This window comes from Pseudomonas fluorescens (assembly GCF_902497785.1).
GTDB lineage: Bacteria > Pseudomonadota > Gammaproteobacteria > Pseudomonadales > Pseudomonadaceae > Aquipseudomonas > Aquipseudomonas fluorescens_BO.
Genome location: NZ_CABVHK010000012.1, coordinates 168,131 through 185,209 on the forward strand (window position 1 = coordinate 168,131; position 17,079 = coordinate 185,209).

The 17,079-nt window shown below is 58.0% G+C and carries 18 protein-coding genes; 3 read left to right on the top strand and 15 right to left on the bottom strand.

Translation table 11 applies throughout. The features are described from left to right. Positions 1-45: 45 nt before the first annotated feature. Positions 46-1,374 carry a flagellar biosynthesis protein FlhF gene (gene flhF / locus F8N62_RS19165; RefSeq protein ID WP_150712144.1) on the bottom strand — a complete coding sequence of 443 codons (1,329 nt, stop codon included), beginning with the start codon at positions 1,372-1,374 and terminating at the stop codon, positions 46-48. 11 nt (positions 1,375-1,385) lie between these two features. Further along, positions 1,386-3,515 (bottom strand): flagellar biosynthesis protein FlhA, encoded by a 2,130-nt coding sequence (gene flhA / locus F8N62_RS19170; protein WP_150712145.1) that lies wholly within the window; start codon positions 3,513-3,515, stop codon positions 1,386-1,388. A gap of 413 nt (positions 3,516-3,928) precedes the next feature. Between flhA and F8N62_RS19175 the strand changes: the two genes are divergently transcribed. From F8N62_RS19175 to F8N62_RS19185, 3 genes are all read left to right on the top strand, one after another. Further along, positions 3,929-4,999 carry an RHS repeat-associated core domain-containing protein gene (locus F8N62_RS19175; RefSeq protein ID WP_150712146.1) on the top strand — a complete coding sequence of 357 codons (1,071 nt, stop codon included), beginning with the start codon at positions 3,929-3,931 and terminating at the stop codon, positions 4,997-4,999. Positions 5,000-5,207: 208 nt separating this feature from the next. Beyond that, complete coding sequence (locus F8N62_RS19180; protein WP_150712147.1) at positions 5,208-5,534, top strand: hypothetical protein; 327 nt, start codon at positions 5,208-5,210, stop codon at positions 5,532-5,534. 170 nt (positions 5,535-5,704) lie between these two features. Further along, positions 5,705-6,709: an RHS repeat-associated core domain-containing protein gene (locus F8N62_RS19185; RefSeq protein ID WP_150712148.1), complete on the top strand. Its 1,005-nt coding sequence runs from the start codon at positions 5,705-5,707 to the stop codon at positions 6,707-6,709. A gap of 284 nt (positions 6,710-6,993) precedes the next feature. On the opposite strand, the gene flhB is transcribed toward F8N62_RS19185, so the two are convergent. From flhB to fliJ, 13 genes are all read right to left on the bottom strand, one after another. Continuing rightward, positions 6,994-8,133 (bottom strand): flagellar biosynthesis protein FlhB, encoded by a 1,140-nt coding sequence (flhB, locus tag F8N62_RS19190; protein WP_150712149.1) that lies wholly within the window; start codon positions 8,131-8,133, stop codon positions 6,994-6,996. 2 nt (positions 8,134-8,135) lie between these two features. Next, positions 8,136-8,918, bottom strand: coding sequence for a flagellar biosynthetic protein FliR (gene fliR / locus F8N62_RS19195; RefSeq protein WP_150712150.1), 783 nt, complete (start codon positions 8,916-8,918; stop codon positions 8,136-8,138). A gap of 3 nt (positions 8,919-8,921) precedes the next feature. After that, entirely contained in the window at positions 8,922-9,191 is a 270-nt protein-coding gene (gene fliQ, locus F8N62_RS19200; protein ID WP_150712151.1) for a flagellar biosynthesis protein FliQ, read from the bottom strand. Beyond that, a complete protein-coding gene (gene fliP / locus F8N62_RS19205) occupies positions 9,188-9,946 on the bottom strand; it encodes a flagellar type III secretion system pore protein FliP (protein ID WP_150712152.1) in 759 nt (252 codons plus the stop codon). The genes fliQ and fliP overlap by 4 nt, the downstream gene beginning before the upstream one ends. Continuing rightward, a complete protein-coding gene (gene fliO, locus F8N62_RS19210) occupies positions 9,946-10,389 on the bottom strand; it encodes a flagellar biosynthetic protein FliO (protein WP_150712153.1) in 444 nt (147 codons plus the stop codon). Before fliO ends, fliP begins: the two co-directional genes overlap by 1 nt. Then, positions 10,390-10,848, bottom strand: coding sequence for a flagellar motor switch protein FliN (gene fliN, locus F8N62_RS19215; RefSeq protein ID WP_150712154.1), 459 nt, complete (start codon positions 10,846-10,848; stop codon positions 10,390-10,392). Positions 10,849-10,915: 67 nt separating this feature from the next. Further along, positions 10,916-11,884, bottom strand: coding sequence for a flagellar motor switch protein FliM (gene fliM / locus F8N62_RS19220; RefSeq protein ID WP_150712155.1), 969 nt, complete (start codon positions 11,882-11,884; stop codon positions 10,916-10,918). Positions 11,885-11,893: 9 nt separating this feature from the next. After that, positions 11,894-12,397, bottom strand: a complete 504-nt coding sequence (gene fliL, locus F8N62_RS19225; protein WP_150712156.1) for a flagellar basal body-associated protein FliL — start codon at positions 12,395-12,397, stop codon at positions 11,894-11,896. Between the two features lie 198 nt (positions 12,398-12,595). Next, on the bottom strand, positions 12,596-13,975 hold the full coding sequence (locus tag F8N62_RS19230; RefSeq protein WP_150712157.1) for a flagellar hook-length control protein FliK: 1,380 nt from the start codon (positions 13,973-13,975) through the stop codon (positions 12,596-12,598). A gap of 81 nt (positions 13,976-14,056) precedes the next feature. Then, on the bottom strand, positions 14,057-14,425 hold the full coding sequence (locus tag F8N62_RS19235; RefSeq protein ID WP_150712158.1) for an Hpt domain-containing protein: 369 nt from the start codon (positions 14,423-14,425) through the stop codon (positions 14,057-14,059). Between the two features lie 30 nt (positions 14,426-14,455). Continuing rightward, positions 14,456-16,162, bottom strand: a complete 1,707-nt coding sequence (locus tag F8N62_RS19240; RefSeq protein ID WP_150712211.1) for a fused response regulator/phosphatase — start codon at positions 16,160-16,162, stop codon at positions 14,456-14,458. A gap of 5 nt (positions 16,163-16,167) precedes the next feature. Continuing rightward, the gene (locus tag F8N62_RS19245) at positions 16,168-16,473 is read right to left on the bottom strand and encodes an STAS domain-containing protein (protein ID WP_150712159.1); all 306 of its coding nucleotides are present in this window, start codon (positions 16,471-16,473) and stop codon (positions 16,168-16,170) included. A 153-nt stretch (positions 16,474-16,626) separates the two neighbouring features. After that, positions 16,627-17,076 carry a flagellar export protein FliJ gene (fliJ, locus tag F8N62_RS19250; RefSeq protein WP_150712160.1) on the bottom strand — a complete coding sequence of 150 codons (450 nt, stop codon included), beginning with the start codon at positions 17,074-17,076 and terminating at the stop codon, positions 16,627-16,629. Positions 17,077-17,079: the final 3 nt, after the last annotated feature.

A 17,079-nucleotide genomic window follows, 5' to 3' on the forward strand; every position in this document is an offset into this window, starting at 1 on the left:
CATGGCAGACCATCGATGTAGGTACAAAAACTGTTCATTAATACCTCAGCCAACCTGCTTGGTCGGGCTGTGGTAAATATCAGCGAACATGTCAGCCATGGCTTCTTCGCTGGGTTCTTCCTGCATTTGCACACTGACAGCGCGGCTCACCAGTTGATGACGACGCGGCAGATGCAAATCATCCGGAATCCGCGGTCCATCGGTCAGGTAAGCCACCGGCAATTCATGACTGATCGCCAGGCTCAACACCTCGCCCAGGCTTGCCGTTTCATCCAGTTTAGTCAGGATGCAGCCAGCGAGCCCGCAGCGTTTGTAACTGTGATAGGCGGCGGTTAGAACCTGTTTCTGGCTGGTGGTTGCCAGCACCAGATAATTTTTTGATTTGATGCCACGCCCGGCCAGGCTTTCGAGCTGCATGCGCAGTGCCGGATCGCTGGCCTGAAGGCCCGCGGTATCGATCAGCACCACGCGTTTGCGCAGCAACGGTTCCAGCGCCTGCACCAGGGACTGGCCCGGATCGACGTGGGTCACCGACACGTTGAGAATCCGGCCGAGGGTCTTGAGTTGTTCCTGAGCGCCGATGCGAAAGCTGTCCATGCTCACCAGCGCGATGTTCTGCGCGCCGTACTTGAGCACGTAACGTGCCGCCAGTTTGGCCAGCGTGGTGGTCTTGCCCATGCCGGCAGGGCCGACCATGGCAATCACGCCGCCCTCTTCCAGTGGCTCGACTTCCGGTGTGGCGATCATCCGCGCCAGGTGCGCCAGCAACATGCGCCAGGCCTGACGAGGTTCTTCAATACCAGTGATCATGTCCAGCAGGTCTCGGGACAACGGACCGGACAAACCGATACGTTGCAGTCGACGCCAGAGATTGGCCTGGGCCGGACGGCTGCCTTGCAGCTGGTTCCAGGCCAGGGAGCCGAGCTGCACTTCCATCAATTCGCGCAGGCTGTTGAGTTCGAAACGCATCGAGTCGAATGCACGCGGGTCCACGCCGCCCGAGGCTGGCGCAGGGGCCGGCTCCGCACGACGGGGCTCAGTGTAGGTCGGTTCGATCAGCGGTTCGGCGGCGGTCAACGGCAGGCCGGCGAACAACTGGCGATTGGTGCTCTTGTCGCTATCGCCATCGCTGCGCAGGCTCAGTTCGGCCTGGGCGGTGACAATCCGCGACTGAGTCTTGCGCAGCTCGTCCTCGAGTTCCATGTTCGGAACACGCGGGGCCAGCGCCGACAGTTTGTAATCGAGGGCAGCCGTCAGCTCGACACCACCGGCGATCCGGCGGTTGCCAATGATGGCGGCATCAGCGCCCAGCTCATCACGAACCAGTTTCATGGCCTGACGCATATCGGCGGCGAAAAAACGCTTAACTTGCATGAACCACTACCTCAGCCGTTGGGCCCTACTGTCGCAACGATGGTCACTTGCTTGTTGTCCGGGATTTCCTGGTAAGCCAACACATGCAAACCCGGGACTGCCAGTCGGCCAAATCGCGAGAGCATCGCGCGAACCGGACCGGCCACCAGCAGAATCACCGGTTGACCTTGCATCTCTTGACGCTGCGCCGCATCGATCAACGAGCGTTGCAGCTTTTCAGCCATGCTTGGCTCCAGCAGAACGCCCTCTTCCGAGCCTTGTCCTGCCTTCTGAAGACTATTGAGCAAAATCTGTTCCAACCTTGGCTCCAGCGTGATAACTGGCAGCTCCGACTCAGTCCCTACAATGCTTTGGACGATTGCGCGGGAGACGCCGACGCGCACCGCAGCCACCAGCGCGGCAGTATCTTGACTCTTGGCGGCATTGTTCGCGATGGCTTCGGCGATGCTGCGAATGTCGCGCACCGGCACCTGCTCGGCCAGCAACGCCTGCAACACCTTGAGCAACTGCGACAGCGAGACAACGCCCGGCACCAGCTCTTCGGCCAGCTTCGGCGAGCTTTTGGCCAGCAATTGCATGAGTTGCTGCACTTCTTCGTGACCGATCAGCTCGCTGGAGTGTTTATACAGAATCTGGTTCAAATGCGTAGCCACTACCGTACTGGCATCGACCACAGTGTAGCCAAGTGATTGAGCCTGGGCCCGCTGGCTGATTTCGATCCAGACCGCCTCCAGCCCGAAAGCCGGATCTTTGGCGGTGATGCCGTTGAGCGAACCGTAAACCTGGCCGGGGTTGATCGCCAGCTCGCGGTCCGGGTAAATCTCCGCTTCGGCGAGGATCACGCCCATCAGGGTCAGTCGATAAGCACTGGGCGCCAGGTCGAGGTTGTCACGGATATGCACCGTCGGCATGAGGAAACCCAGGTCCTGTGACAGCTTCTTGCGCACGCCCTTGATCCGCGCCAGCAGCTGACCACCCTGATTGCGGTCAACCAACGGGATCAGGCGATAGCCGACTTCCAGGCCAATCATGTCGATCGGCGTCACATCGTCCCAGCCAAGTTCCTTGGTTTCCTGTGCGCGGGCCGGCGAAGGCAGCAACTCCTGCTGACGCTTGACCTCTTGCAGGGCCTGGACCTTGACCACGTTCTGTTTCTTCCAGAACAGGTAGGCGCCACCAGCCGCGAGGGCCGCCATGCTCAGAAAGGAGAAATGCGGCATGCCGGGCACTATACCCATGACCGCCATGATGGCCGCAGCCACCGCCAACGCTTTGGGCGAGGCGAACATCTGACGGTTGATTTGCTTGCCCATGTCTTCCGAACCGGAAGCACGGGTCACCATGATCGCCGCGGCTGTCGATAACAGCAGTGATGGCAATTGCGCCACCAAACCGTCACCGATGGTCAACAGCGCGTACACCCGGCCGGCATCGCCGAAGGTCATGCCGTGCTGGAAGATACCGACCGCCATGCCGCCGATCAGGTTGATGAACAGAATCAGCAGACCGGCGATGGCGTCACCGCGCACGAATTTGCTCGCGCCGTCCATGGAGCCGTAGAACTCCGCTTCCTGGGCCACTTCCATGCGACGCATCTTGGCCTGATTCTGATCGATCAGGCCGGCGTTCAAATCGGCGTCGATCGCCATTTGTTTGCCGGGCATCGCATCGAGGGTGAAACGCGCGCTGACCTCGGAAATCCGCCCGGCGCCCTTGGTTACCACGACGAAGTTGATGATCATCAAAATCGCGAAAACCACGATACCGACCACGTAGTTACCGCCGATCACCACCTCGCCGAAGGCCTGGATCACCTTGCCGGCGGCGGCATGGCCATCCTGACCGTGAAGCATCACCACCCGTGTGGAGGCCACGTTCAGGGCCAGCCGCATCAGCGTGGCCACCAGCAGAATCGTCGGGAACACCGCAAAATCCAGCGGGCGCAAGGCGTAGACGCAGACCAGCAGGACGACGATGGACAACGCGATGTTGAACGTGAAAAACACGTCCAGCAGGAACGGCGGGATCGGCAGCATCATCATGGCCAGCATGACCAGCAGCAACAGCGGCACACCCAGATTGCCCCGACTCAAGTCGGCGGCGTTTGTACGGGCACTGTTGATAAACTGAGAGCGATCCACCGGTTTTCCCCGTTCCTTTAAAGCAAACTTTTGACGCCCGAAGCAGGCGCAGAGCGGGTACTGCAAGAAGCCTTCCAACTTTTGCGGGGGGTTGAAATGGAGGGGGCTGATCAGCAGAGGTAGTGTTGGCTATACGGACGCTATCGCGAGCAGGCTCGCTCCCACAATGGCCGAGGCCGCCCGTGAAATCATTGTCCAACACCCATTCACTGTGGGAGCGAGCCTGCTCGCGATAGGACCGAAACCGCCCGTGCACTTGCGAGAAACCACTCCGCAAGTCGACCGCCTCCAGCCCGGCGCGAAGTCCATCGAACGCGCCCGCTTCAGCAAACCTATCAGTTCTGTTAGTACCCCTCCCCTGCAATACCGACAATACTGAGCGTCAGCACTACGGACCTTCGGAGCACTCGCCCATGCAACCGCCGCGCGCAACCCTGCTTTGCAAATATCGCTACGACCCGCTCGACCGACTGGTCGCCAACGCGCTGCCGGACGAGCCAGAGCGCCAGCGGTTTTACTGCAAAAGCCGCCTTGCCACCGAAATTCAGGGCGCGACCTGCTATTCCATCGTTCAGAGCGGTGACCAATTGCTGGCGCAGCAGCAGATCAAGGGCGGCGTCCCCGAAACTACACTGTTGGTGACTGATCCACAGCGTTCGGTATTGCAGACGCTCCATGAAAACGATCCACCCCAGTCCGTCGCGTATACGCCGTATGGGGGCGTGTTTTTGAATGCATTGTTCAGCCTGCTCGGCTTCAATGGCGAGCGGCGGGACCCGGTGACTGGACATTATTTGCTGGGGAATGGATATCGGGCTTTTAACCCGGTGCTGACGCGGTTTAATAGCCCTGACACCTTTAGCCCATTTGGGACAGGCGGGCTCAATACGTATGCATATTGTTTGGGAGACCCAGTTAACTGGGACGATCGAACAGGGCGTAGCTTATTACTCTCATCACTCGTTAAATACATAGAAAGCCAAATACTTGGAAATATAGGGAATAAAATCATACTTCTAGCTCCGGGAGCCAGCCGAAAAGAAGCCCTAGCACTTATAAATAACCAAAAAATAGTAAAACAAATACCAAAAGCGAAACAGCAACTTCAGTCTGCGTTTAAAAACGATTACAATGCCATCATGAACCCTATCACCTCTGACCCATCAAGCTTAAAGTCGCTATCAATTCAAACCATAACCAATAGCAACCTATCATCACATGAGCTTCCCACTGCATTACGCGCTGAAATTCATCCACAACAATACAAAAAACTAATGAACACTCTTGTCGACCATAGATTCCCTGACACCCCGACTATAAGTGAAGGACGCCTTCAAACATTAACGATCGACATCGAACGCTCTAGAGACCCAATTTTTAAAGATATAGCAACATCATATAGAGATGAGATGCATGCGATCAGAAATGCAGGGAGCGTTATCAATAGAGCTAAAGAACTAAAAAAATATATACGGATTTATTAAACAACTAAAAACCTCTTTAAAATAAACACAATAAAGAAATAAAAATAAAGGGGACGGATTTATTTACGGACTAAAAAAGGGGACAGATTTAATTTCCAAAAAAAAAGGGGACAGACTCCAAAGAAAGGGGACAGATTTATTTACACGTAGTGAGTCAGTTGGCGATACCTATTTAATGGCGTGCAGCCGATACATTGAGCTAAATCCTGTGAGAGCTCATATCGTTTCCAGAGCGGAAAACTATCCGTGGTCGAGCTATCGTCTGCATGTAACAGAAACGACAAAAAACAACTGGCTGGATATAGAACCATGTTTCAAGGCGTTTGGTACAACTAAAATCGCTCGCCGTGAACATTATAGAAAATTTGTGGAGCAGGCCGCTCCAAGTGGAGAACTGAAGCTAATAAGAAATGCGCTTCAACGCGGGCAATTGACAGGTGCACCGCGCTTCGTGGAGGAAATAGAACACATCACAGGGCTTCGAATACTGGACAGAGGGCAAGGCAGGCCCGCTAAAGATCCCAACATCGATTAACGTGATCGCAATCCGCTTTTTTTCATGCAGCAAATAAATCCGTCCCCTTTTATCCTAAATCCGTCCCCTTTTATCTTTTTTTTCGCGAACCTATCAGTTCTGTCAGTACCCAGCCTGTGTGAATTCGCCAATACTGAAATCTGCACCTTTGGCTTTCGGAGCTCTTACCCATGCAATCGCCGAGCACGACCCCACTCTGCCAATATCACTACGATGCCCTCGACAAACTGGTCGCCAGCGCATTACCGAATGAGCCGAAGTATCAGCGTTTCTACTGCAAAGGTCGTTTGGCCACTGAAATTCATGGTGCGACGATCTATTCCATCGTTCAGCACGAAGACCAGTTGCTGGCACAGCAGCAAAGCCAGGGCAATGCGATCGACACCGCGTTACTGTCCACCGATCCACAGCGTTCGGTGCTGAACACAGGCAAGGCTAATCAACCGCGACAACACATTGCGTACACACCTTATGGCCATCGACCCGCTTCTAGCGGGCTGCTGAGTCTGGTCGCTTTCTGCGGGGAACGGCAGGATTCCAAGACGGGATGGTATTTGTTGGGGAATGGTTATAGGCCGTTTAATCCGGTGTTGATGAGGTTTACCAGCCCGGATAGTATAAGTCCATTTGGGAAGGGAGGTCTTAACGCGTATGTATATTGCGGTGGAGATCCTAGAAATCGGATAGATCCCACGGGACAAAATTGGTTCAGCAATATCAGTAACATGATAAAGATCTCGGCACCCAAAGAACTGAGCAGCGTTAAAACCGACAAAGTAATTAAGGCACTTAAAAAAGCTAACGAGTATTACGGAAGTGATTTTGAGCGCAACCTGCAAAACCTAACCGAAGTTCAACGCGCAGACGCCCTTTTTGAGCGCACCATCTTTATAAAAACACTATCGATAGAAGATTTAACAAAAAAAATAGCTGCATACCAACTTACTGGATCGCCGACTTTTCAGAAAGTCATTGAGTCACTTCATCGGACCACCACTAAAAAATTTGCTTCTCTCGACAACATCCAACAGCACTACCGTAACTTTCAGGCTGAAACAATTCTCGACCGCACTGTCTTAAAAGACCTCAGGAGGACGCAGCGCGCACCAAATACAAATTCTTCTCTAAACACCGCCCGCCCTACTTCGACCGCGAAAAACATCCGCAAGATTTAATCAAGAGTAAAAAAGACAAACAAAAGCGACCCAATAAACAAATAGTGATAAAGGGGACAGATTTATTTACACGTAGTGGGTCAGTTGGTGATACACACGTCGGCTTCAAGGAAAAAGAAAAAGGAGATTTATTTTTCGCAGGGCCTTTGCGTTGTTCAAGCTCAATCCATCGCGGGCAAGCCCGGCTCCCACAATGATCGCGGTGCTCTACAAAATTAGGGTCCACCACAGGACCTGTGGGAGCCGGGCTTGCCCGCGATGAGGCAGACCCTGTCAGCGCATTTTCAGGAATCGCGCCGCAGATCCGGTGGAATCGGCAGATTATCCTTGAGCGGTTCAGGGCGTTTGCCCTTGCCGGCGCGGTGCTGGCGGATCTGGTAGACGTAGGCCAGCACCTGAGCGACGGCAAGATAAAGGCCGCCCGGAATTTCTTCCTCGAGTTCCGTGGAGTAAAAGATCGACCGCGCCAGGGCCGGCGATTCCAGCAACAGCACCTCATTGGCCACGGCGATTTCACGGATCTTCAAGGCGAGGAAGTCGCTGCCCTTCGCCAGCAGCACCGGCGCACCGCCTTTTTCCGCATCGTACTTGAGCGCCACGGCGTAGTGGGTCGGGTTGGTGATGACCACGTCGGCCTCGGGAATCGCCGCCATCATCCGCCGCTGCGACATCTCCCGCTGCAGTTGACGGATGCGCTGTTTAACCTCTGGCTTCCCTTCCTGCTCCTTGTGCTCGTCGCGCACTTCCTGCTTGGTCATCAGCAGTTTCTGCTGGCTTTGGTAGATTTGCACCGGCACATCCACCGCCGCAATCAGAATCAGCCCGCACGCCATCCACAACGTGCTCCAGCCCACCAGTTGCACACTGTGGATGATCGCCTGCTCAAGCGGCTCATGGGCAATGCGCAACAGGTCGTCGATGTCGGATTGCAGGACGGTCAAGGCCACAAACAGGATCAGCAGAAATTTTGCCAGCGCCTTCAGCAGCTCGATCAGGGCCGTGCTGGAGAACATGCGCTTGAGCCCCGCCGCCGGGTTCATCCGGCTGAATTTCGGCGCCAGGCTCTTGCCGGAGAACAACCAGCCGCCCAAAGAAATCGGCCCCAAAAAGGCCGCCAGCAACAGCACCAAAAGTATCGGCTGCACCGCCAGTATTGCGATCTTGCCCGAGTGCATGAGGTAGCGACCCATCGCCTCCGGGGAGAGCAACACTTCCCGTGGCAGGGAAAAGTTCAGGCGCATGATTTCCAGCAGGTCCTGGGCCAGACCGCCGCCGTAGATCAACAAGCCGCCAGCACCGGCCAGCATGGTTGCCAGGGTATTAAGCTCCTTGGACCGGGCAATTTCGCCCTTGTCCCGCGAGTCCTTTTTGCGTTTCTCCGTGGGGTCTTCTGTTTTGTCCTGACCGCTCTCGCTCTCGGCCATGGCTAGCGCGCCTGTGCCATATCACGTAACAGCTGCAGGGCCTCGGTGGCCAATGGCCGATACTGATTGAGAATGTCGCCGAGACCGACCCAGAAAATCACCAGACCCAGGACCAGGGTCAGGGGAAAACCGATGGAAAAAATGTTCAGCTGAGGCGCCGCGCGCGTCATCACGCCAAAGGCGATGTTGACCACCAGCAACGCCGTGATCGCCGGCATGACCAGCAGCATCGCCGCCCCCAGTACCCAGCCCATCTTGTTGGCCAGTTCCCAAAAATGGTTGACCAGCATCGCGCTGCCGACCGGCAAGGTGGTGAAGCTTTCCGTCAACACTTCGAACACCACCAAGTGTCCGTTCATGCCGAGAAACAGCAGGGTTACCAGCATCGTCAAAAACTGCCCGATGACTGCCGCCGAGACGCCGTTGGTGGGGTCGACCATCGAAGCGAAGCCCATGCCCATTTGAATGGAAATGATCTGCCCGGCGACGACGAACGCCTGGAAAAACAGCTGGAGAGAGAGCCCCATCAAGGCGCCGATAATCACCTGTTCGGCGATCAGCAACAGCGCACTCAGGTCCAGCGCATGCACCTGCGGCATGGGTGGCAGGCCGGGCACGACGACCACGGTGATTGCCAGGGCGAAATACAGGCGGACGCGGGTCGGCACCAGGGTCGTGCCGAAGATCGGCATGGTCATCAGGACCGCGCCGATGCGAAACAACGGCAATATGAACGAAGCGACCCAGGTACTGATCTGGGTGTCGGTCAGCTGCAGCAGTGACATGGTTTAGCCGATGACCCGAGGAATGTTGCCGTACAACTGCAGGATGTATTCCATGAAGGTCTGCACCAGCCACGGGCCTGCCACAATCAGCGTGACCAGCATCACCAGCAGGCGCGGCAGGAAGCTCAGGGTCTGTTCGTTGATCTGGGTGGCGGCCTGGAACATGGCCACCAACAGCCCGACCAGCAGGCTCGGAATCACCAGCACGGCGACCATCAAGGTGGTCAGCCAGAGCGCTTCACGAAAGATGTCTACCGCGACTTCCGGCGTCATGGCGATACACCGCCGAAGCTGCTGGCCAGCGTGCCGATAATCAACGCCCAGCCATCCACCAGCACGAACAGCATGATTTTGAACGGCAGGGAAATGATCAGCGGCGAGAGCATCATCATGCCCATGGCCATCAGCACACTGGCGACGACCAGGTCGATGATCAGGAACGGAATGAAGATCATAAAGCCGATCTGGAACGCGGTTTTCAATTCAGAAGTGACAAAGGCCGGCACCAGAATGGTCAGGGGCGCCTGATCCGGCGTCGCAATATCCGTGCGCTTGGACAGGCGCATGAACAGCTCCAGATCACTGCTGCGGGTCTGGGCCAGCATGAAGTCCTTGATCGGCACCTGGGCCTTGGCCACGGCATCCTGAGCGGTGAGTTTTTCCGCCAGATACGGCTGCAAGGCGTCCTGATTCACTCGGTCAAAAACCGGCGCCATGATGAACATGGTCAGGAACAGTGCCATCCCCGTAAGGATCTGGTTCGACGGTGTCTGCTGCAGGCCCAGGGCCTGACGCAGGATCGAGAAGACAATGATGATCCGGGTGAAACTGGTCATCAGCATGACGAACGCCGGAATAAAACTCAGCGCGGTCATGATCAGCAGGATTTGCAGGCTGACCGAATATTCCTGAGCGCCTTCGGCATTGGTGCCCAGGGTGATCGCCGGGATCGACAACGGATCAGCAGCGAACGCCAGGGGCGCGGCCAGCATCAGGGCCAGCGTCAAAATGATGCGTAGCGCACCCATTACTTCTTATCCTTCTGATCCTTGCCCATCAGCTCCATCAGGCGCTGGGCAAATTCCGGGGTGGCTTTCTCGGTGACCGGCACGTGCACCGGCTCCTTGAGCACATGCAATGCGGTGATGGTGCCGGGGCTCAACCCGAGCAGAATCTGCTCGTTGCCGACCTGCACCAGCATCAATCGATCACGCGGACCCAGCGCGCGGGAGCCGATCAGTTCGATCACCTGCCCCTTGCCCGCCGGCCCTGCCTGCTGGACCCGACGCAGCAGCCAGGCGAGGAAAAAGATCAACCCCAGCACCAGCAGCAACCCCAGCACCAGCTGCGTCAATTGCCCCGCCACCCCGCTTCCGACCGCAGGTGCGGCTGCCGCGGCGGCGTTTGCCACGGGTTCGGCCGCCAGCGCACTGAACGGCAAGGCCAGCAACAACCCTGTCAGCGTTTTCACTCAGCGCAGCTTCTTGATGCGTTCGCTTGGGCTGATCACGTCGGTCAGGCGAATGCCGAACTTCTCGTTGACCACAACCACTTCGCCATGAGCGATCAACGTGCCGTTGACCAACACGTCCAGCGGTTCGCCGGCCAGACGATCAAGCTCGATCACCGAGCCCTGGTTGAGTTGCAGCAGGTTGCGGATGTTGATGTCAGTGCTGCCCACTTCCATGGAAATCGACACCGGAATGTCGAGGATCACGTCCAGGTTCGGACCGTCCAGCGTGACCGGGTCGTGGTTCTTCGGCACGCTGCCGAACTCTTCCATTGGCAGACGGTTGGACGGCGAGCTTGCGGCGTCGGCGGCCAGCAAGGCGTCGATGTCGTCCTGCCCGGCGTCACCGGTTTCTTCCAGGGCAGCAGCCCATTCATCGGCCAGTGCCTGGTCGTCCTGGGTATTCATATCGTTAGCCATCATGTGTCCTCGGCGGGCGCCCTTGAGCGGGAGCCGGCAGTTAATAGCAAAGGGGTTGGAGCGCCGCTTAACGGCGCTCTATCGGCTCGATCACTTGCAACGCGAGGTTGCCTTTGTGCGAGCCCATCTTGACCTTGAACGCAGGCACGCCGTTGGCGCGCATGATCATTTCGTCCGGCATTTCCACCGGAATGATGTCTCCCGGCTGCATGTGCAGAATGTCCCGCAGGCGCAACTGGCGGCGGGCAACCGTGGCGCCGATCGGCACATCAACGTCCAGCACGTCCTGACGCAGGGCATTGACCCAGCGCTCGTCCTGATCGTCGAGGTCCGACTGGAAGCCGGCGTCGAGCATTTCGCGCACCGGCTCGATCATCGAGTACGGCATGGTCACGTGCAGATCGCCGCCACCGCCGTCGAGTTCGATGTGGAACGTCGACACCACAACGGCTTCGCTCGGACCAACGATGTTGGCCATGGCCGGGTTCACTTCCGAGTTGATGTACTCGAAGTTCACTTCCATGATCGCCTGCCAGGCTTCCTTCAAGTCGACGAAGGCCTGCTCCAGCACCATGCGCACCACGCGCAACTCGGTCGGGGTGAACTCTCGCCCCTCGATCTTGGCGTGACGGCCATCGCCGCCGAAGAAGTTGTCCACCAGCTTAAACACCAGTTTGGCGTCGAGGATGAACAACGCAGTGCCGCGCAGCGGTTTGATCTTGACCAGGTTGAGGCTGGTCGGCACGTACAGCGAGTGCACGTATTCGCCGAACTTCATCACCTGCACGCCACCGACGGCAACGTCCGCCGAGCGGCGCAGCATGTTGAACATGCTGATGCGGGTGTAGCGGGCGAAACGCTCGTTGATCATTTCCAGGGTCGGCATGCGTCCGCGGACGATCCGGTCCTGACTGGTCAGGTCGTAGCTTTTGACGCTGCCGGGCTCGGCAGCGGTGTCGGTCTGTACCAGACCGTCGTCGACACCATGCAACAGCGCATCGATCTCATCCTGGGACAGCAGGTCCTGCACGGCCATGTCGTGTTCCTACTGCAGTACGAAATTGGTGAAAAGCAACTGTTCGATGACCACTTTGCCGAGTTCTTTCTGCGCCACTTCCTGGACGCTGGCGGTCGCCTTCTGGCGCAACATTTCCTGACCGACCGGCGACGCGAGCGTCGCGAAATCCTGTCCGGAGAACAACATGACGAGGTTATTGCGGATCACCGGCATGTGCACTTTGAGCGCTTCCAGATCGGCCTGATTGCGGCCCTGCATGGTGATGCTCACCTGCATGTAGCGCTGGCGGCCATTCTGGTTGTAATTGGCCACGAACGCCGGCGCCATTGGCTCGAAAAGCGCTGGCTGCTTGCCGACCGGGGCGGCTTCAGCCGTGGCGGCAGGCTTGCTCTGGGCGTTGTGCATGAAGAACCAGGTCGCCCCCACGGACAAGCCGATCGCCAGCAGCAGGGCCACCACGATCACAATGATCAGCTTGAGTTTGCCTTTGGTTGCGGGGTCTTTTACTGCTGCAGCTTCACTCTTCGCCATGCCAATAATCCGTCACTATTCGGGTTTTCACAGTCGCACGGCAAGGCAAGAGCAAGTGTTATGCCAGAAGTGTCGGGAGGGTAAAGGGTGTTCGGCAGGCTGGCGCTGAAATCAAAAGATCGCAGCCTCCGGCAGCTCCTACATTTAGATGACGTACACCCTGTAGGAGCTGCCGAAGGCTGCGATCTTTTGCGTTTATCAGGCGTAATAATCGACGGCGCTGGAACCGATGACACTGGTGGTGCTGGCCGCCACTTCGGCCACCGTCGGCGCAAGTTCTTCATCCATGCCATCAACACGACCACCACCGGCGCTGGTGCGTCCGCCTTGCCCCTGCTGCGCCTGTTCCTGACCCTGGCCCTGCCAGCCACGGGACTGGTCGGAAACGTTGACATCGACCTGACCCATGCCCTGCTGCGCAAACATCTCACGCAAGCGGTGCATCTGGCCGTCCAGTGCTTCGCGAACACTTGGGTGCGCGCTCATGAACGTCACTTGGGTCTGCTGATCCGGAACCATGTTCACCCGAATGTCGAGGCGGCCCAACTCGGCCGGTTGCAGCTGGATGTCCGCCGCCTTGAGGTTGACGCTGGACAGGTACATGACCCGGTTGACCACTTCTTCAGTCCAGCCGCTCTGATTCATGGTGATCGGCTGGTTCACCGGCAAGGCATTCGCGGTTTTCGGCGTGGCCGCTTGAGTCAGTGCCGCCAGACGGTTGGCGAAATCGTCGACACGGGTATCACTGCTGGCAGACTTCAAATCTTTTAGGCCGTCATCGATCAACCCGCTGAACGCCTTCTCGCCGCCCTGGCTGGTGCTGTCCTGGTCCGCCTGCACGTCGAGCATGCCTACCATGCCGGCGGCAAAGTTCTGCGCCGACGTAGGCTCGCCGTCAGCCTGCAATTGGGCAGAGGTCGGTGCTGCCTTGGACTGCGCCTGACTCGCCGCCGAAATATGACCGCCCTGCTCCATGGCCAAGCGCACCGCTGGCAATGCATCGAGAGGATCGGCTTCAGGATCGAAATCGCTGTCAATCGTTGCGGCAACAGGCGTCGCCGTTGCTGCGGACGCCGCGGCCATGCCCGGCACTTCGGCTAAGGGCTGTGCGGCGGCGACTGCTGGAGGTGCCTCGGCAACCGGGGTGGTCACCACGGGCTGCAACGCTGGCACCAACGAAGGATCGAGGGTCGGATCGGCGGGATTGGCCGGCGCGGTATCGGCCACTGGCGTTGCGGCGGCAGCTGGTGCCTCATCGCTGGCGGTCTTGTCGTCGCTCGGCGCCGGTTTGTCGGCGGGCAAGGAATTGCCGCTATCGGCAACTGCCGACTCAGGGGCGGCAGACTTGTCGTTGCCGATGTCTTTTTTGCCGGGACTGTCCGGGGTTTTATCGCGCACCGGCTTCACCGGGCTGTCAGTCGCCGCAGAGGGTTTGTTCTGGGCCTGATTGGCATACACCTGAGCGAAGCTGGACGCCTTGTCCCCGGGCTCAGCGGTCAGCGCCGATGAATTGGCGGAGGCAGCCTGAGTCTTGGCCTGTGCGGTGGCCTGTAAAAGAATATTGGGGGTAACGGGCATGAACGGTCTCCGCTGCACTGCAATCGTTGGTGCAATTGCGGAGATTGCTGCAAGGCTTGAGCCAGCTTTGCCCTGGCTGCTTTAAAAACGCCGGACGGTCGCTTTGTCAGCCATTGAACGCTGGCGTTCCGCCTCATAAAGCGGACGCACCAAGGCGAATTCGTCATTGATTTCCCGGACCAGCTGCTCGACACCTTTCAGGGTTGCGTGCCGGGTGATCTGCTCGAGCTCATGACACAGCTCTGCCAGTCGAAGGGCGCCCATGTTGCTGCAACTGCCTTTGAAACTGTGCGCCGTGGCGCCGAGCGTCTCGGCATCGCCAGCCTTGAGCAACAAACTCAAGCGCTCTTGGGAATCGGCGAGAAAGGTATCCAGCAACGTCGGATACTCATCCTCCATGACCTCTTGCAACGCGCTAAGCACATCGCGGTCCAGGTGTTTGTCAGCCACTTGCTCACTCCTTGATCAAGAATGCGTGGATTATGCCTGAGCCTCCCAGAAAAACTCCACGCGGGCACTTCGACCATCGTCGGCCCAGCTCGCATTACGGCTCAACTGGCGGATCAGGCTGACGCCACGTCCCGACAGACGGACGCCATCCACAGGGCGCGCCATCACCCGTTCGACATCAAATCCCTTGCCACTGTCTTCGACCCGAATCGCCAGGCAACCGCCCTCGCCTTTTGGCGTCACCTGCAGATACACCCGCACGTAGCCGTCCTGCAATTCGTCCAAGCGTGTATTGCGCTGCTGATAATAGCGGGTGAAACCCAGGGCATCGCGCTTGAGGCTCGAATCCAGTCCCAGCACGCCATGCTCCAGCGCATTGGAATACAGCTCCGCGAGCACACTGTAGAGCGCGCCGCTCTGGGCGCGCAAACCATGAACCTCCAACAGCAACTGCAATAAGTACGGCAGCGGATTGAAGCGTTTCAGGGTGGCGGCGCGAAACTCGAAACTCACCGACCAGTCCAGCGGGCAGGATTGACCACTGTCGGAGTAGACCAGGGCCGGCGGGCTCAATTGCGCCGCTTCCAGCAGACTGACCTCGACCATGCTGACATCGTCGCGGGCGTTGCCACCGAAAACGCGCAACGCCTGCTCGATCTCTTCGAACAGGTTATCCGGTTGAAGATTGGCCGCGAACACTCGCTGCAATCGCTCGACGCCGAACAACTGCTCGTTGGCATCACACGTATCGATCACCCCGTCGGACAACAGGAACACTCGATCGCCCACGGCCATCGGGAACACTTCGGTGCGGTCATCAAAGGTCTGCGGGCTGAGCACGCCGAGCGGCAAATGCCGCGCCGTCAGCGGTGTGCGCTCGCCAGTGACGATGTTGTGCAGGTAGCCGTCCGGCATCCCGCCGTTCCAGACTTCCACCGAGCGCCGCTGAAAACTCAGGCACAGCAGCGTTGCACAACAGAACATGTCGACCGGCAGAATGCGCTTGAGCTTGGCGTTCATTTCGCGCAGGGTTTCCGACAGGCCGTAGCCCTTGGCGGTCATGCCGTAGAACACTTCGGCCAGCGGCATGGCCCCGACCGCAGCGGGCAAGCCGTGGCCGGTGAAATCTCCGAGCAATACATGCATGTCGCCGGCCGGGGTAAACGCCGCCAGCAGCAGGTCGCCGTTGAACAGCGCATAGGGCGATTGCGAGTAGCGAATATTGGGAGCGTTGAGGCAGCCGGAATGGGCAACCTTGTCGAACACGGCCTTCGCCACGCGCTGCTCGTTCAGCAGGTAGTCGTGATGCCTGGCGATCTGGTCTCGTTGCTGCAGCACCGTCGCCTGCAGCCGGCGCAAGCGGTCCATCGCCTTGATTTTGGCGGCGAGGATCACCTGGTTGTAAGGTTTTGCCAGAAAGTCGTCACCGCCAGCCTCCAGACAGCGGGCCAAGGCTTCGCTTTCGCTCAGCGACGTCAGGAAGATGATCGGCACGAGGGTTTCGCCGGCAAGCGCCTTGATCTGCCGCGCCGCCTCGAAGCCGTCCATCACCGGCATCATCGCGTCCATCAGCACCAGTTGCGGTCGTTGCTGACGAAACACCTCAACCGCTTCGGCACCGTTGGCCGCCGTCAACACTTCGTGACCCTGACGGCGGACGATACTCGACAGCAGCATGCGGTCAGCCGCGCTGTCTTCGGCGATCAGGATCGTCAGGGTTTCGAACAACGATTGCACCGCTGTCACGCGACGTCGAAGATCTGTTCGAAATTGGAGATGGCGAGGATTTTCCGCACATCGGCATTGGCGTTGGTCAAGGTGACCTCGGCATTCTCGCCGCCCGCGTGATCACGCAACAGCAACAGCATGCCGAGCGCGGAACTGTCGAGGTAAGTGGCATCCTTCAAATCGACCTCGAAGGATTCAGGCTTTGGCTTAAGGTTTTCGTAGGACTCGCGAAATTCCTGATGCTTGGCGAAATCGAATCGTCCCTTGATCGATATCGTCAGCTTCTGCCCATCTTGGGAAATTTCTGTGACAACTGACATTGGACGGCTTCCTTGTCATTGGTGAACACGCTTGTACAAGGTTTAGCATCTGGTGAGGGTCGGGGCAAGATCAAAAAATCGCAGCCTGCGGCAGCTCCTACACAAGCCGTGTGCAAACCCGATTCTGTAGGAGCTGCCGCAGGCTGCGATCTTCTAGTACGGACTCTCACGCGGCAACCGCTGGGACAACTCGTCCAGCAGTTTCTGCTCGCGCCGGTCTTCCAGCTGCCGCGCCTCGTCCGCGTAGCGCTGAACCAGTTTGCGCAAGCCTTCGACACGGGCGAACGCCTGCTGCCAGGCTTCCCGCGCCTTGTTCAAATTGTTCTGATGCCACGCCAGACTCTGGCGCTGCTGATCGATAGCGACGCCCAGTTGCGCAAGGAAGCCCTGGTAGCCCAGTAACCATTGGCCGGAGACGCCGCTGCTGCCACGAATGATCCACTGTTCCTGATAGTCGAGGCGGAAGGCTTCAAGGTCGGCGAGTTTGCTTTCAGCCAGGCGCACCTGACCCTGAAAATGACCCAGGCGCTGGACGGCGGTTTTTTCGACCTTCTCGGCCATGTCCACCACTGGCGCGAGACGCCCTGCCCGACTCTGGGCCATGAC

Excerpts from the sequence above, each read along its gene's own strand:
- flhF (WP_150712144.1), bottom strand. The coding sequence starts at position 1,374 with ATGCAAGTTAAGCGTTTTTTCGCCGCCGATATGCGTCAGGCCATGAAA.
- F8N62_RS19175 (WP_150712146.1), top strand. The coding sequence starts at position 3,929 with ATGCAACCGCCGCGCGCAACCCTGCTTTGCAAATATCGCTACGACCCG.
- F8N62_RS19185 (WP_150712148.1), top strand. The coding sequence starts at position 5,705 with ATGCAATCGCCGAGCACGACCCCACTCTGCCAATATCACTACGATGCC.
- flhB (WP_150712149.1), bottom strand. The coding sequence starts at position 8,133 with ATGGCCGAGAGCGAGAGCGGTCAGGACAAAACAGAAGACCCCACGGAG.
- fliR (WP_150712150.1), bottom strand. The coding sequence starts at position 8,918 with ATGTCACTGCTGCAGCTGACCGACACCCAGATCAGTACCTGGGTCGCT.
- fliQ (WP_150712151.1), bottom strand. The coding sequence starts at position 9,191 with ATGACGCCGGAAGTCGCGGTAGACATCTTTCGTGAAGCGCTCTGGCTG.
- fliP (WP_150712152.1), bottom strand. The coding sequence starts at position 9,946 with ATGGGTGCGCTACGCATCATTTTGACGCTGGCCCTGATGCTGGCCGCG.
- fliN (WP_150712154.1), bottom strand. The coding sequence starts at position 10,848 with ATGGCTAACGATATGAATACCCAGGACGACCAGGCACTGGCCGATGAA.
- fliM (WP_150712155.1), bottom strand. The coding sequence starts at position 11,884 with ATGGCCGTGCAGGACCTGCTGTCCCAGGATGAGATCGATGCGCTGTTG.
- fliL (WP_150712156.1), bottom strand. The coding sequence starts at position 12,397 with ATGGCGAAGAGTGAAGCTGCAGCAGTAAAAGACCCCGCAACCAAAGGC.
- F8N62_RS19230 (WP_150712157.1), bottom strand. The coding sequence starts at position 13,975 with ATGCCCGTTACCCCCAATATTCTTTTACAGGCCACCGCACAGGCCAAG.
- F8N62_RS19245 (WP_150712159.1), bottom strand. The coding sequence starts at position 16,473 with ATGTCAGTTGTCACAGAAATTTCCCAAGATGGGCAGAAGCTGACGATA.
- fliJ (WP_150712160.1), bottom strand. The coding sequence starts at position 17,076 with ATGGCCCAGAGTCGGGCAGGGCGTCTCGCGCCAGTGGTGGACATGGCC.